Origin of the sequence: Streptomyces sp. NPDC001728 (assembly GCF_040297565.1) — a bacterium.
GTDB lineage: Bacteria > Actinomycetota > Actinomycetes > Streptomycetales > Streptomycetaceae > Streptomyces.
In genome coordinates, this window is the sequence record NZ_JBEOZK010000015.1 from 22,819 (window position 1) to 37,943 (window position 15,125).

Annotated in this window: 8 protein-coding genes and 1 pseudogene; 5 read left to right on the top strand and 4 right to left on the bottom strand. The window is 73.3% G+C overall.

The features are described from left to right. Window positions 1-20 precede the first annotated feature (20 nt). A complete protein-coding gene (locus tag ABT154_RS22140) occupies window positions 21-1,544 on the bottom strand; it encodes a helix-turn-helix domain-containing protein (RefSeq protein WP_351858555.1) in 1,524 nt (507 codons plus the stop codon). A gap of 315 nt (window positions 1,545-1,859) precedes the next feature. On the opposite strand from ABT154_RS22140, the gene ABT154_RS22145 reads away from it, so the two are divergent. After that, window positions 1,860-2,066 carry a hypothetical protein gene (locus ABT154_RS22145; protein ID WP_351858556.1) on the top strand — a complete coding sequence of 69 codons (207 nt, stop codon included), beginning with the start codon at window positions 1,860-1,862 and terminating at the stop codon, window positions 2,064-2,066. Window positions 2,067-2,152: 86 nt separating this feature from the next. On the opposite strand, the gene ABT154_RS22150 is transcribed toward ABT154_RS22145, so the two are convergent. Beyond that, window positions 2,153-5,566: an AfsR/SARP family transcriptional regulator gene (locus tag ABT154_RS22150; RefSeq protein ID WP_351858663.1), complete on the bottom strand. Its 3,414-nt coding sequence runs from the start codon at window positions 5,564-5,566 to the stop codon at window positions 2,153-2,155. Window positions 5,567-5,823: 257 nt separating this feature from the next. Here ABT154_RS22150 and ABT154_RS22155 point away from each other — a divergent pair, with 257 nt between their 5' ends. Continuing rightward, the gene (locus tag ABT154_RS22155; protein WP_242426965.1) at window positions 5,824-6,204 is read left to right on the top strand and encodes a nuclear transport factor 2 family protein; all 381 of its coding nucleotides are present in this window, start codon (window positions 5,824-5,826) and stop codon (window positions 6,202-6,204) included. A gap of 86 nt (window positions 6,205-6,290) precedes the next feature. Here the strand turns inward: ABT154_RS22155 and ABT154_RS22160 are convergent, their stop codons facing one another. Next, window positions 6,291-7,664, bottom strand: a complete 1,374-nt coding sequence (locus ABT154_RS22160; RefSeq protein WP_351858557.1) for a hypothetical protein — start codon at window positions 7,662-7,664, stop codon at window positions 6,291-6,293. 83 nt (window positions 7,665-7,747) lie between these two features. Then, the gene (locus ABT154_RS22165) at window positions 7,748-11,503 is read right to left on the bottom strand and encodes a choice-of-anchor D domain-containing protein (RefSeq protein ID WP_351858558.1); all 3,756 of its coding nucleotides are present in this window, start codon (window positions 11,501-11,503) and stop codon (window positions 7,748-7,750) included. A gap of 478 nt (window positions 11,504-11,981) precedes the next feature. Here ABT154_RS22165 and ABT154_RS22170 point away from each other — a divergent pair, with 478 nt between their 5' ends. From ABT154_RS22170 to ABT154_RS22180, 3 genes and pseudogenes are all read left to right on the top strand, one after another. Then, the gene (locus tag ABT154_RS22170) at window positions 11,982-13,418 is read left to right on the top strand and encodes a chondroitinase-B domain-containing protein (protein ID WP_351858559.1); all 1,437 of its coding nucleotides are present in this window, start codon (window positions 11,982-11,984) and stop codon (window positions 13,416-13,418) included. Window positions 13,419-13,539: 121 nt separating this feature from the next. Continuing rightward, window positions 13,540-14,191, top strand: a pseudogene (locus ABT154_RS22175) (LysR family transcriptional regulator); the annotation flags it as partial. 183 nt (window positions 14,192-14,374) lie between these two features. Beyond that, window positions 14,375-15,115, top strand: a complete 741-nt coding sequence (locus ABT154_RS22180; protein WP_351858673.1) for a hypothetical protein — start codon at window positions 14,375-14,377, stop codon at window positions 15,113-15,115. The last annotated feature ends 10 nt before the right edge of the window (window positions 15,116-15,125 follow it).

Consider the following 15,125-nt stretch of genomic DNA (forward strand, 5'->3'; position numbering starts at 1 on the left):
CCCGGCACTCCGGCAGCAGCTCAGTGCGTGGCGGCAGCCATAGCGGCGGGCCCGGCACCTTCGACCCCGGCGCGGTCGCCCACCGCGCCCACCCCGTGAGCCTCATCGGCCCCACCAGCCCCGATGGCCCCGTCGGTCGCACGGTGGAACGCGCGGACCAGTTGCAGCACCCGGAACCGGGACCGGCCGGCCTCGTGGCTGGGCCGGATCACCCCGCTGATCAGCAGGTCCCTCACCATGCGCCCGCACTCCGGCAGCCCGAGCCCGGTCAGCCGGACGATCTCTTCGAGCCCGAACTCGCCCTCGTCGTCACCACCGCCCGCCCCCGGCGTCCTCGCGCACAGCGTGGCGAGCAGCTCCCGGTGTCCGGCGGGGAGCCGGACCAGAGCACGGCGCAGCGCGGCCCGGAACCGCAGTCCGCCGTCGCCGCCCGCGAGGTGGTCGAGCAGCGGCGCGGGGTCCCCGTCCACGCTCGCCCGGAGCGTCGCGAGGTCGCAGACCGCCAGCCACGAGGCCGCCGCACCCAGCGCCATCGGATGTCCGTCGAGCCGACGGCAGATCAGAGCCACCTCGGCCAGATCTGAGCCCTGGAGCACGAACTCCGGCCGCACCCGGCGTACATGGTCGAGGAACAGCCTCACCGAGGGAGAGGCGATCGCCCCCGACGGCTCCGTCGAACCGGGCGAAGGCGCGGTGGGAACCTCCAGCGGGCCCAGCAGGAAAGGGCGTTCACCCGGCACCTGCCACGGCTGCTCGGAGGTCACGAGGAGTCTGAGACCCGGGCACTCCCGCATCAGCCCGGTGAGCCGGTCGAAGCGGGATGCCCGCTCCGGAGCGCCGTCGAACACCAGCAACACGGCCCGGTCCCCGACCAGTTCGGAAAGCGTCTCCCCCTGCCCGGCCTGCCCCTCGCCCTCGCCCCGGTCCCTGCCCTCCGGCGCGCCGAAGAGGTGCTCCACGGCCGCGCGGACCAGCCGGTCCGCCCGCCCGGCACCCGCCGCCTCCAGATAGTCCCGGGGCGCACCCGGGAAGGCGTACCAGAGCACCGGAAGCCCCGCCGCGTACAGCCGGTTCGCCACCTCGAGGGCCACCCGGGTCTTGCCCACCCCGCTCAGCCCCACCACGTTGACCAGACGCTCCGCCGAGGTGGACAGCTCCCTCACCATCGCCTCCGTCTCCGCGTCCCGGCCCGTGAGCCCGTGCAGCGCGGTCGGCGGGGCCGGCGGCTCGGCGTCCAGGAAGCTCCCGGCGGACCCGGTGGAGCACCGCCCCTGCTGGGCCGCCGCCTCCAGCGCGGTCCGGGCGCGGGAACCGAGCCGCAGCGCGTCCGCTATCAGCCGTACGGTGTCGGTGCGCGGACGCCGGGCCTTGCCCTGCTCCAGGTCGCGGATGGCCCGCACGCTGATCGTGGACAGGTCGGCCAGCTCCCGCTGGGTGAGGCCGATCCGCAGCCGGTGGCTCCTGATGAGGGCGCCGAGGCGGGCGCTCCCTTGCGTGGTGGAGGGGCCTGCGGCTGCCGCGGTGGACGGGCCGGTCATGCTCATCTGCGCTCCCGCGAGTCGTGGTGGGGAACCCCCTGGGCAGGTGCTGGCCGGTGCCCCTCCTCGTGGGGGCGGTCACCGTCCGGTTCCTGTTCCCATCGTTCGACTCGCGCTATCGGCGGAACATCACCCCGGCAATGGAGCGGGGAAAGCGGTCGCTATCACGGCATCACGCCGGTCCGTGCCGTGATAACGCGGGGATAGGGGCGGGGGCGGTACGGGGATTCCGGCGCTTCCTAGTGTGGTGCCCACAGAGAACGAAGCACGAAGCGGAAACAAGAACCAGGCACCGCACCCACACTGGAAGGGACCACTCAGATGAGCCTCACCAAGGCCCTCCGTACCGCTCTCCTCACCGCCGCCGTCGCCGGCGTGGCCGTCCTCGGCACCCAGGCGGCACACGCCGAGGACGTCACCACCCCCTCGGGTACGACGCAGACCGTCCCGGACGCCCCGCTCGGCGGTGCCGCCGAGCCGACGCCGACCCCCACCCCGAGCGCCACGAACAACGACCCCTGGGACTGACCCGGCCGGCCGACAGGCCACCGGTCCGGACCGACAGTCGACCTGCCGGCCCGACAGCCATCCGGGCGGCCCCCCGGCCGCCGCGTTCAACGTCCGAGGAGCAGTTCCGTCTCCCGCAGTTCCGGGCCCATGTTCCGGTCCCGGAAGGTCTGGGCGGCGCTCTCCAGAAGTCCCCTCGACCGGTCCCGCTCGCCCGAACGGGCAAGCACCCGTGCCAGGTCGAGCCGTACCAGCGCCGATCCGCCCTGGTCCATGATCTGTTCGCGCACCGTCAGCGAACGGTCGTAGAAGTCCCGCGCGAGACGGTCCAGGCCCATGGCCGCGTGCGCCTGGCCCAGGTCCCGCAGCAGATGCCCCTCGCCGATCACGTCACCGCGCTCACGGCACAGTTCCAGCACCTCGCTGAAGGTGCGGACCGCCTGCTCGTGCTCGCCCCGCCCGTACAGGAGCTGCCCCACCCGGCGCAGCGTCCGTGCCTGACCGCCCGTGTAGCCCACCGAGCGGTAGATGCCCAGGGCCTCGTCCAACTGGGACTGGGCGGTGGAGTCCTGGCCGCGCCGCATCCAGATGTGCGCGCTGTGGGTGAGGACGTTCGCCCGCCCCACCGGGTCCTCGGCCCGGTCGAAGTCCGCGAGCGCCAGCCCGTAGAGGTCGAGCGCCCGGTCGTCGGCGCCGCGCAGCCGGTCCAGGAGGGCGAGGTCGCGGCGGCACAGGGCGCGCCCGTGCGCGTCGTCGAGCTCCGCGAACAGACCCAGCGCGGTGGTCAGGTCCTGCCGGGCCTCCTCGTGCTGGCTGCGGCTGAGGTGCAGCGAGCCCATCGAACTCAACAGGGCAGCCGTGCCACGGGTGTTGTCCGCCAGTCTGACCGCGGCGAGCGCCTGCTCGTGGCTCTGCTCCCACAGGTCGTGATGGCCGCGCACCTCGAACAGCGTCACGAGCGTCGTCGCGAGGTCCCAGCTCAGCTCGTCCATCCCCTCCCGGGCGGCGTGCTCCACCGCCTGGCACAGGTTGGCCTGTTCGCTGTCCAGCCACTCCAGCGGATCGACGAGCAGTTCGTCGACGACCGTGCGCGGCGGCTGCCAGCGGGGCGCCCGGCCGTGCAGAAGGGTGAAGTCCCCTCCGTAGATCCGCCGGTGGGCCTCTTCGGCGAGCGCCATCCAGCCGCCCATCATGCGACCGAGCGCGGTCGACTGGGCGGCCGGCTCGTCGTGGGCCGCGAGCTGCTCGCGCGCGAACACCCGGATGATCTCGTGGAACCGGTACCGGAAGCCGCCGGTCGACTCGACGCCCACCACATCGAGCATCTGCACGTCGACGAGGGGTTCGAGCAGGTCGGAGGGGAAGGGACGGCCGTCGTCGAGGAGGGCGCCGGCCAGCCAGCCCGGCAGGGTGGGCCCCTGGGCGAGGCTGAGCAGCCGCAGCAGCTTCCGCTCCTCCGCGCCCAGTCCGTCGTGGGTGAGCGACAGGCTGGCCCGCATGGTCATCTCGCCGTGGGTCAGCTCGTCGAGCCGGTGACGTTCGTTGGCCAGCCGGTGGACCATCGAGGCCAGCGTCCAGTGCGGGCGCGCCGCCAGCCGGGCCGCCACGATCCGCAGCGCGAGCGGCAGCCCGCCCACCGTCCTGATCAGCGCCTCGGCGGCCACCGACTCCCTGGTCACCCGGTCGGGACCGATGACCCGGACGAGGAGTTCCAGGGCGCGCTCGGTGTCGAGGACGTCCAGCTCCACGCGGTACGCGCCGGGCAGCCCCGTGATCCGCAGTCGGCTGGTCACCAGGACCGCGCAGCTGCGGGTGCCCGGAAGCAGCGGCCGGACTTGGCTCTCCGAGGCCGCGTCGTCGAGGACGACGAGCACGCGCCGGGTGGCGAGCAGCGTCCGGTACATCTCGGCCCGCTCGTCGAGCGACTCGGGGATCACCGGGCCGGGGATGCCGAGGGCCCGGAGGAAACGGCCGAGCACCTCCGCCGCCGTGGCGGGAGCGGCCGTGGTGCCGCGCAGGTCGCAGTACAGCTGACCGTCGGGGAAACGATTCTCCCCGATGCGGTGCGCGATGTGGGTGGCCAGGGTGGACTTGCCGGTGCCGGGCTTGCCGACGATCACGGCGACCCCCACCGCCCGCCGCTGCCCGTCACCGATCAGGGCGCGCTCGATCGCGCCCATCTGCTCCTCGTCACCGACGAAGTCGGCGGTGTCGGCCTGGAGCTGGCGCGGAATCTCCTCGCCCGCCCCGGCCACGGCCACCGGGGCCGTACGCGACGGGGGAGCCGCGAGGGTTTCCGGAGCCTCCGTGGCCGGCGCGGCGGACGCTCCCGACGCGGGTCCGGCTGCCGATCCCGCACGGGCGGCGTCGATACCGGGGGTGCCCACGGTGCCCGAGAGCCCGGTGCTGCCCACGAGGCCGCTGGTGCCCAGGCCGCCGGTGCCACCGGCGTGACCCGCGATGCCGCCACGCGTCCCACCGCTCGTGATGCCGGATCCCGACCCCGTACCGCCGTACGTCTCCGCGCCGGGAGACGACTCCGCGCCCGGGTACCGTCCGGACCCCGAACCGGCGCCGGGTCCGACGCCCGACCCCGATCCCGCCCCCATCCCCGTCCCCGACCCCGTCCCCGATCCCGTACGGCCGTCCCATCGGCCGTCGTCGGCGGTGCCGTCCGCACGCCGTCCGGACAGCCGGTCGGCATCGCGCCCCGCGCCCGCGAGTCCGTTTCCGGTGGCGGTGTGGCCGGGGGGTGTCGATCCGATCCGGTCCTCGGCACCGGCCGAACGCAGCGAAGGATCCCCGGAGAGGATCGCGGCTTCCAGCCCGCGCAGTTCCTCGCCGGGTTCGAGGCCGAGTTCCTCCACGAGGAGTTCCCGGCCGATCCGGTACGCCTCAAGGGCCTCGGCCTGACGCCCGGAGCGGTACAGGGCCAGCATCAGCTGGCCGCGCAGCCGCTCGCGCAGTGCGTGCTTCCGTACCAAGAGCTGGATCTCGCCGACCAGTTGGTGATGGCGCCCGAGGTCGAGTTCCAGATGGATACGGGTCTCCACGGCCGTCAGCCGTTCCTCGTCCAACTGGAGGGCCTTGCTGCGGAGGGTGTCGCACGTGACCCCGTCGAGGCCCGACCCCTGCCACAACTCCTCAGCGGCCCGCAGTCGTTCGACGGCCTCGGCCGGACGGCCGGACCGGAGCAGCGCACGCGCCTCCGCCACCTCGCGGGCGAAGAGAGCCGAGTCCACGCTCTCGCCGTCGGTCTTGAGCACGTACCCCGGCGGCCGGGTGGTGATGGCGGCGTCCAGTCCGGCCCCCGCGAACAGCTTCCGCAGCCGGGACACACAGATCTGCACCTGCGTACGGGCGGTGTCCGGCGGCTCGTCGTCCCAGATCAGATCGACGAGATAGTCGGTGCTGACCACCCGGTTGGCCTCCAACAGGAGGGCGGCCAGGATGACTTCCTGCCGGCCGGGCGGCACACGGACCGGCCCTCGCGGACCGGTGACCTGTAACGGCCCCAGGATGCGGAAGACCGGGCCTTCAGAAGCGGGGCGTACTCCGCTGACGGAGTCGGGCATACGTCTCCCAGGTCGGGGTCCGGCGCTCGGAGAGGGGTGATCGAGGCGACTGCCGGGTCAGTCTCCTGGAACCGAACGGCTTTTGTCCATGCCGTGGAGTTTCCGTGGGGAGCGTGTCGCTGCTGTCCGGTGATAGCCCTGCGATAGTTCGGGGTTGCACGGCCGGAGCAGAGTGTCCGAGGACGCACGAAAGGACACGGCCGGTGAGCAGCAGCGAAGACAGTGAGCGGGGCGGCGGGCGCGAGGTGGGCGGCATGGTCACAGCGGCCGGGGTCGACCACGTACGGCTCGCCTATCACTACCTCGACGACGGCGATGTGGACGGATTCGGATCGCTTCTCCACGAGGACGTGGAGCTGCGCCGGCCGGACGCCCCGCCGGGGCAGGGCCGCGCCGAGGTGCTGCGGATGCACCGGGAGGGCCTGGTGCCGCCCGCCCGTCACACCCTCGACCGGATCGTGGCCGAGGGGGACAGCGTGGTGGTGATGGGCCGGGTCGGTGAGCTTCCCTTCGTCGACGTGTTCACCCTGTCGCCGGAGGCCATGCTGCGCGGCTGTCGCCGCTACTACCACGTGGCGCCCTGAGGGGGCCGTGACCGGTCCGCCGCCGGGGAGAGGTCTGTCACCGGCGGCGTGACCTCGGTGGCGGCGACGCCGTCGGCACCGGGGCGTCAGGGATGCGTGAACACACCCGCCATCCGTGTGTCCGGATTGCTACTCATCCCGACGATCGCACCCCCGTCGGCGCGGTTGGCACGCGCGTGCGCGCCCGCGTAGCCCTCGTCGGTGAGGAAGATGCCGATCGCCGCGATCCAGTCGTCGACGGCGCCCGTCGCCGGGTCGTGGACCGGCTCGGGGTGCGGAACGACGCGTTCCTGCGCCACATAGCCGCCGCGCTCCACGGCGACCCGCAGCGCCTCGGCCCACTCGGCATCGGTGGACTCCCAGCCGACGCACGTGTCGAGACCGCCGTACCCGGCCCCCGGCTTGAGGATGAGCCGCTCCCGCCGCTCCCGGCAGAGATCCACCAGATCGCCGTCCCCGGAGCCGTACCCGGAGCCAGGGCCGGGACCAGAACCGCCCCCGCCCAGCGCCCGGCTCCACGGCAGGACCCGTTCGACGAGCGCCCGCTCCGCCGCGTCGAAGGAATCGCTCCAGCGCGGGTCCGTCAGCAGCGCGAGCGCGCTCTTGTTCGCGTAGTAGCCGCTCTCCAGGGACGTGAAGAGCACGGTCCGGCCCGCCTCGTGAGCCCGGAAGAACGGTTCCGCGGCCTCCGGGCCCTCCGGATCCGCCAGCAGCTGACCGGCGGCGAAGTTCCGCAGCACGAGGTCCAGCGGAGTGCCGTCGAGGGTGAGTTTCCCGTCCGCCCGGGTGCGTACGTCCCCGATCTCCCCGATCCGCAGGTCGAGACCCTGCTCGGCCATCGCCTCCACCGTGGCCCGCATCAGCCTCCCGTACGGGGCGACACCGCCGCGTCCCTCGATCAGCCCGATCACCGGCTCCGCGCCACCGGACAGCGCCGGCCTCGCCCGGTCCCGCAGGACGGCCGCCGTGCGCGCGGCGATGTCGACGTGGCCGAGCCCGTGCTCGCGCGCGAAGGCACCGAACTCGGGGACCCCGAGCAGCCCTCGGTTGAACACGGCCATGTCGAGACCGCCGACCTCGCTGCCGAGGTTGAACTCCAGGAGCTTGTACGCCGTGCCGTCGTGGTAGGCGTCGGCGCGGCCCAGCTTCGCGGGGACCCCGGACCCGCCCCGGCGGAGCAGCGCCGCGAGCGCGGGACCGATCCCGATCTCCGCCGCGTACCGGTCGAGATCACCGTCGAAGAGCCGCAGCGGCAACGACACCAGGAGGTCGAAAAGGCCGTCCAGGTCCCGGGCGAAGGCCACCGTCTCGGCGGCGCTCACGAACCACGGCCGGGGCAGCAGATGCGCGCGCCAGGCCTCGTCGAAGGCCGGCGGCAGTTCGGCCCGCGCGACGGCCTCGGCGAGTCCGCCGTCCTCGCGCAGGCACGCGTCCACGTAGATGCGGCTCAGCTTGCTCATGTACGTCGCTCGCCTCACTGGAGAGATCGGGTACGTGTGCGGAAGTCGAGCAGACTACCGGAGGCGCGGTGCGCGCTCCCGGCTCAGTACCCGACGCGCACCCCCGAGACCGCATGACGGTCGGTCAGGCCGCCCGTGGCGCCGGAGAATCCGACGAGCACGTTCCGGGGCAGCGTGACCGCCACGTCGATGACCTGGGTGCCGTCCACGAGGACCAGGAGGCGCCCGGCGGCGGTGACGTCGACGTCGATCACATGGCTGCCCGTCCGCAGGGCCGGTACGGCCGTCGACGTCGCCGCGTACCGCAGGGCCGAGCCCGTTCCCCCGGTGGCGACCGCCACGAAGTTCGCCGAAGGATCCCCGGGATTGCGGTAGGTGTCCAGGGTGACCGCCACGCCGGGCAGACCGCTGAAGCCGAGCCCGCCGCCCCCGCCGCCCAGCGCCCTGGGCGTCGTGCGCGACGCGTCGAGCAGCAGCAGGGCCATGCCGTCGGCACCCGTGCCGCCCGAGAGGGTGGCGGTGAAGCGGGCCCTCAGCCGCGCCGAGGGCACGGCGGTCGCCTGGACCGCCGAACCCGTCAGAGCGGGCTGGGCGGGGGTGAGGAGGAGGGAGGTGCCGGACACGGCTGCGCTGCCGTTGTACGTCCACCCGTTGGGGCCCGGCGGCGGCAGCGCGTACGAGGTGGCGGTGATCGCCGCACCCCGTACCGCGTGGATGTCGGTCACGCCGCCGGTCCCGCCCGTGAAGGCGAGCAGCGCCGTCGGCGGCAGCGCGGCGACCGTGGTCCGCAGCCGCTGGACGCCGTCGACGGAGACGGTGACCGTCTTCCCGGTGACGCCGACCGCGACCGTGTGGGTGCCCGACCGCAGGTTCGGCACGCTCGACGTCGTCGCCGCGTACGTCAGGGTCGAGCCGGTGCCGCCGGTGGCGACCCCGACGAAGTTGGCGGAGGGGTCACCGGGGTTGCGGTACGTGTCGAAGGCTACGGCCACGCCCGGGAGCCCGCTGTAGGCGAGGCCGCCACCCACGCCGCCGAGCGCGGCCGACGTGGTCCGGGCCGGGTCCAGCAGCGAGAAGGTGAGCCCGTCGGCGCCGGTTCCACCGCCGATGACCGTGGTGAAGGAGGCCTTGAGCCCGTCGGTGAGCACCGGCACGGGCCAGACCGCCGAACCCCGCTGGGACGCGGTCGCCTGGGTGAGCTGGAGGTCGTTCCCGGAGATCCGCGACGAGCCGTTCAGCTTCCAGCCGCCGGCGCCCGGCGACGGCACGGTGACCACCGCCCCGGCGGCGCCGGAGCCCTTGAGCGACTCGTTCTGCGGGCCGCGCCCGTCGTTCGAGGTCAGCTCGTAGGCGGCGGTCACCGCCCCGATCGAGGTGGGGGAGAAGGTGACGGCCTGGTGCACCACGTCCTCGGGCCCGAGGACCTGACCCTCGCTGATCGGATTGGTCACATGGAACGGCGCCGCCGGCGGCTTGGCCTTGGTGATGGTGAGCGGGATGTTCCCGGTGTTGCTGATGTCGAAGGTCCGGGTCACGGACTCCCCGACCTTCACCGCCCCGAAGTCCGTGGACGTGGGCGTGACCGTGAGCTGCGCCCGCCCGGTCACCGCCTCACCGGTCAGCGCGACCGACGCCGTGCCGTTCGGCCCCGTGACGGCGAGCGTCCCGGTGTTCTGTCCGGAGGACGTCGGCGCGTACGCCACCTGCACCATGACGGACTGCCGGGGCGGCACGACCGTACCGGCGGGCGGTGGGTCGGACGCCGAGAACGGAGCGCCGGGGAGCGAAACCCCGGAGACCGTCTCGTCCGCCGTCCCGGTGTTGGTGAACGTCACCCCCAGCGCCTTGCGGGTCGTCGTCGCCACCGTCCCGAAGTCCAGCGTGCCCGGCGACGCGACCAGACCCGGCTTCGTCCCGTACCCGGTCAGCCCGAGCGCACTGTCACCGAGGTCCGTCGTGAACGTCAGGGCCGAGGTGTCGGGTCCGGGAACCGTCGGCGAGAACGCCACCCGGACGGTGTACGACTCGCCCGCCCGCAGCGTGCGCGGCAGCGCGTCGGCCGAGGCCGAGAACGCGCTGCCCGCGGGCGTGCCCACCCCCGTGATCGTCACGTCACGGGACGCCGTGACCGTCGCCGTCACCGAGCCCGTCCCGCCGACCGCGACCTCGCCGGCGTCCACCGGCTCACCCGTCAGAGCCGTGTTGGCCGGCCGCCCGAAGGCCTTCACCTGGCCGTCCCGGGTGCCCACGTAGATCCGCCCGCCGTCCGCGACCGGCACCGAGAACTTCGCCGCCACCCCGATCGGCGCCGACCAGCGCAGCCGCAGCGCCCCGTTCACGGGCACCGCGTCGTAGGCGCGCAGCTGCCCGTTGGCACCGTTCGCGCCGTCCGCCGCGACGGCCCACACCAGCGCCGAACCCGGATTCGTGCCCGTGGACGTCACGATCGGAGACCCGGAGGTGTAGCCGAACAGCGCCGCGCTGCTCCCCGTGTCGCTGAGCGCGGGCAGCCCGGAACCGGTGAGCCCGTACGCGAAGGCGCGCAGCGGCGCCCGGCTCCCGACGGTGTACACGTAACCGCCCTGGCCGCCGTACGCCGCGGGATGCCCCCAGACGCCCTCGTACGGCCCGAACGTGCCGAGCACCTTGTCGGTGCCTCCCGCGCCCTGGCTCCGGCCGCCGAGGTCGTCCCGGTCGAGGAGGAACAGCCGCCCGTCCTTGCCGATCTGGACCAGCAGCCGCGGATTCCGGCTCGTACCGAAGGCGGGTCCCGGCAGGGCCACCGGACCGCCCGAACCCAGGTCCGTGTCGTTCTGGTCGAGCAGCGGCGCGTCGGAGGGGCTGAAGAAGTCCTGCGCCGACATCGTGCCGTCGCTGTTCACGCCGAGCCGGACCACCGACTCCGCGAGCTGCCCCGGCGGCCGGTTGCCCGGACCCGGCGCGGGGGAGACACCGTTCCCCGTCGAGAACAGGATGCGGCCGGGACCGTCCGAGACCAGCCCGCCCCCGCTCATCCAGATGCCAGCCATCCCGTTCGCGGACGAGTCCTCGGTCGCCCAGAGCGTCGTCCGGCGCGTCGTGGTGCTGACACCCAGGACGTACCCGACGTACGGGCCCCGGTCGCAGTGCGAGGCGAAGGCCGCGTACACCGAACCGCCCATCAGGAGCAGCCCCGGACGCTGGGCCGCCGTGTACGGGTTGAACGCCCGGCCCGGATCGTTGACGGGCGCGCCCGCCACCTTCACCGGCCAGCCCGACCGCTCGGCGCCCGTCGCCGGGTCGAGGGCGTGCACGTACCAGCTCGGGTGTTGGACGTCGGGGCCGTCGTTCACCTTCGCCGTCAGATACACGGCGTTGCTCGCCGGGTCGTACACCGGGGTCGAGGTGACCCCGACGTTCGGTACGAGGTCCCCGCAGTTGACCGCCGAAGCGGGCCAGGGCGCGCCGAAGTCCTTCGTCCAGCCGATCCTGCCGGTCGCCGCGTCGATCCCGTACACCTTGTTGTTCTCCGTCGCCGCCACCAGCGTGTGGCCCACGACCAGCGGCTGCGCGTACACCTGGCCGTCGACGGTGGTGGAGAACTGCTGCCCGAAGTCCGAGGCGGACACCTGCTCGGGGGCGAGCCCCGGCTCGTCCGGGTCCCACCCGGTGCGCAGGTCGTCATGGGAGATCGTCGTCCGGTCGGCGGCCGGGGCCTGCGCGAGCGCGGGCGCCACCGGACGCGGCACCGGGGCGCGCGCCACGACGGCGGCGGCGGGCCGCACACCCGCCGTGCCCACGGTCGCGGCAGCCAGGGCCAGTGTCAGGAACTGGGCGATCGCCCTGCGTCGGCCGGCCATCTGTCCACCTTCGGGCTCGAGGCTCCGCGAGAGCACGCGTGCGTGCATGAGGGTTCACGAGAACACGCGCGGGCGTACGGGGCTTTACGGGAAGAACACGAGTCGGCGCACGGGGACGAGGAGCAGCGGCCCCGACGGCCCATCGTGAACCGGTCCGCCCGGCGTGCCCACACTCGTGACCGGCCGCATCCGCGAGGTCCACCCGAACGGAGGCCGCCGCCTACCGCGTTAGCGGAACGTGAGTGAGACGTGAGTGACGGCCGGGACACTGATCCCCGACGTCCGGTCCGGGACCGGTGCCCGCCCCACGGCCGTGGCGCCGGTGCTCGACGTCCGCACAGACCGGATCCGGGGCGGGCCGTGGGGGCCCGCCCCGGATCCCTTCCGTTCGGCCCCGGGGCGGTCAGGGGCTCCCCGCCGGGGCCCCCGCCCCGGCGCCGACGCACCGCCCGCGTAACACCCCCCTCCAGGAGGCAGCATGCAGCGACGGACGTTCCTCAAGGGCTCCCTGATCGGCGCGGCGGTCACCGCCGTCCCCCTCGACGCACTCCTCGCGGCCGGCGCGTCCGCCGCCGCGCCGACGGACCCGGTCACCTCGCTGAGCGCGCTCCAGAGCGCGATCGACAAGGCCGTCCCCGGCGACCGGATCGTCCTGGCCAACGGCACCTACACCGTCCCGGCGGGCGGCGTCATCAAGGTGACCGGCCGGCACGGCACCACCACCGCGCCGATCACCATCGTCGCGCAGTCCCGCGGCGGCGCCGTACTGCGCGGCGAGCGGAGCTTCGTCTTCGACGACTCCAGCAACATCACCGTCAGCGGCTTCTCCCTGCGCCAGAGCGGGACCCTGACGATCCCCGTGAACAGCACCGGCATCCGGCTCACCCGCAACGACTTCCAGTTCGCCGAGGTGACCCCCGTCGACTGGGTCCTCGTGGAGGGCGACGACGCCAAGCTCGACCGGAACCACTTCCACGACAAGACCACCGAGGGCATCTTCGTCGTCATCGACGGCCCCGGCACCACGGAGATCGCCCAGCGCACCCAGATCCTCAGGAACTACTTCTCCGACCACAGCTACGCCGGAGCCAACGGCGGCGAGTCGATCCGGCTCGGCGTGAGCAGCCGCGCGCTGTCCGACGCGGACGCCAAGGTGGAGTACAACCTGTTCGAACGGTGCGACGGAGACCCCGAGGCGATCTCGGTGAAGTCCTCAGGCAACACCATCCGCTACAACACGATCCGGTCCAGCCGCGGCGGCATCGTGCTGCGCCACGGCAACGGCACGACGGTGGACGGCAACTACCTGATCGGTGGCAAGGAAGGCATCCGCCTCTACGGCAACGACCACGTGATCGTCAACAACTACCTCGCCGACCTGACGGTCCGCGCCCTCGTCATCGGCAGCGGCACCACCCGCGACCACACCTCCGGGGAGACCACCGACGAGCGGCGCGGCAACGACGCCTGCGACCGTGCGGTGATCGTGCACAACACCCTCCGCAACAACAAGAGTTCACTCTCGGGCGAGACCCGGACGTACGAACCCCGGGACGTCGTCGTCGCCGACAACCTCCTCGTCGGTGACTCCGGCAGCCTGGTCGCCATGGGGGCGACGACCCACTTCACCTGGCAGAGCAACATCCTGTGGGGCGCCGCCACCGCCGGCACGATCCCGGCCTCCGGCTACACCCGGATCGACCCCCGCCTCACCGCCTCCTCGGACGGCGTGTACCGCCTCGCCGCGGGCAGCCCCGCGATCGACGCCGCCACGCTGACCGGCACGTCCGTCCCGGAGGACATCGACGGGCACGTACGCGGCACCGCACGCGACATCGGCGCCGACGAGTACTCGACCCTGGCGCCGACCCGCCGTCCGCTCACCCCGGCGGACGTGGGGCCGAACGCGGCCTGAGGTAAGCGGACTCGGCGTCCGAGGCTCCGAGGGGCGAAGACCGGTACCGGGTGCGGCCCGCGTGGGCGCGTGTTCCGGCTTCGGTCCGGACCTCTCGGGGTGGGGGCGTCAAGCTCTGCGTATGGACCTGGAGCTGAGGCATCTGAAGACGATCCGGGCCATCGCGGACGCGGGGAGTCCCACCCGCGCCGCCACCGTCCTCGGACTCGCGCAACCGGCGCTCAGTGCCCAGCTCAAGAGGATCGAACGGGCCCTGGGCGGCGTCCTGTTCGAGCGCGGACGGGGGGCGTACGGATCACCGCCCTCGGGGGCCTGGTCCTCGACCGGGCCCGGGTCGTGCTCCCCGCCGTCCGCGAACCGCACGGAAGAAGCCGTGCGGTTCGCACGGGAGGGCGCCGAGGGGTACCCACTTCGGCGGCACCCACGGACCGCTCCTCGGCAGCCTGGTCGACCGGATCGCCCGCACCGACCCGGGGGCCCCGGCCTCCACGTACACCTCGTGGTCGGAGCGGGAGATCGCCTGCGGAGTCGTCGCCGGACGGCTGGACTTCGCCCTCGTCGGGGTCTGCGGCGAGAGCGGCCCGCCCGAGGCCGGCCGGCTCGCCTGGACGGAGGTCGCCCGCGATCCGGTGTACGTGATGCTCGCCGCCGACCATCCGCTGGCACCCCGTGCCGAGACCGACCTCGCCGAACTGGCCGCCGAGGCCTGGACCGACGTACCCGGCGACGGCTGCTTCGGCGACTGCTTCGCCGCCGCCTGCGTCCGCGCGGGTTCACCAGGCCCAGCCCGGCTGGGAGCCGTCGAACGTCCCGGCCCTGTGGCAGCGCCTCTGACGGCCACCGGTCGCCGACCGGGGTGCCGCGAGCCCGAGGGGGGTGTCGCGGCACCCCTTCCGTGTCCCCCGTATGATCACGCGATCATGATCAACACGGGTGCTTCGCGGGGGAGTCGGCGTATGAGCGGGTTTCGGAAGGCAGTGGCCGCGGCCGTCCTGGTGACGGCTGTCGCGGGATGCGGATCCGGCGCGTCCCCGGGCGGTACGCAGACGGCGGGTACGACCTCGGGCGGTGAGGCCGCGGCCGGCGGGCCCTCGGCCGGAGGGGCGAAGGCCGCCGGCGCCGGGCCGGCGGGCGAGAAGCTCGCCGCCGACCCCGGCACCCGCTACAAGGCAGTCGCCGTACCGGAACTCGAAGGCCTCGTCTGCGACGAGGGCGACGGCGGCTTCCACTACGGCAGCGACCTCGACATGAGCGTCACCGGCGACGAGGACCTCAAGGAGATCGAGGGCGACAGCCAGGACATCGCCGACGAGGTGTCCTGCTTCGGCGGCCGGAGGAACGTCCTCAGCAAGGGCACGATCTCGGCCGCGGCGCCCATGTTCACGGCCAGGACCCATCTCTACGAGAACGTGCCGGACCCGGCCGCCGCGCTGAAGAGGATCTTCGACGCCTCCACGGAACTCGCCACGGGCTACGGCCGCAACTTCACCGGCAAGGTCAGGACCGCCACGAGCCCCACCCTCGTCGTGAAGTGCCGTCAGAACGTCACCGACACCTTCCCCATGACCACCTGCTTCTGGGCGAACTACGGGGCGGCCGGCGTCGTCGACTTCTTCCCGGCGGACGGGCAGTACCTCCCGATCGACTCCGCCGTCCCCTGGACCCGGGACTTCGTCGCCGGCGCCCTGCGCACGTGACCCCAGGGGC

Excerpts from the sequence above, each read along its gene's own strand:
- ABT154_RS22140 (WP_351858555.1), bottom strand. The coding sequence starts at position 1,544 with ATGAGCATGACCGGCCCGTCCACCGCGGCAGCCGCAGGCCCCTCCACC.
- ABT154_RS22145 (WP_351858556.1), top strand. The coding sequence starts at position 1,860 with ATGAGCCTCACCAAGGCCCTCCGTACCGCTCTCCTCACCGCCGCCGTC.
- ABT154_RS22160 (WP_351858557.1), bottom strand. The coding sequence starts at position 7,664 with ATGAGCAAGCTGAGCCGCATCTACGTGGACGCGTGCCTGCGCGAGGAC.
- ABT154_RS22165 (WP_351858558.1), bottom strand. The coding sequence starts at position 11,503 with ATGGCCGGCCGACGCAGGGCGATCGCCCAGTTCCTGACACTGGCCCTG.
- ABT154_RS22170 (WP_351858559.1), top strand. The coding sequence starts at position 11,982 with ATGCAGCGACGGACGTTCCTCAAGGGCTCCCTGATCGGCGCGGCGGTC.
- ABT154_RS22180 (WP_351858673.1), top strand. The coding sequence starts at position 14,375 with ATGAGCGGGTTTCGGAAGGCAGTGGCCGCGGCCGTCCTGGTGACGGCT.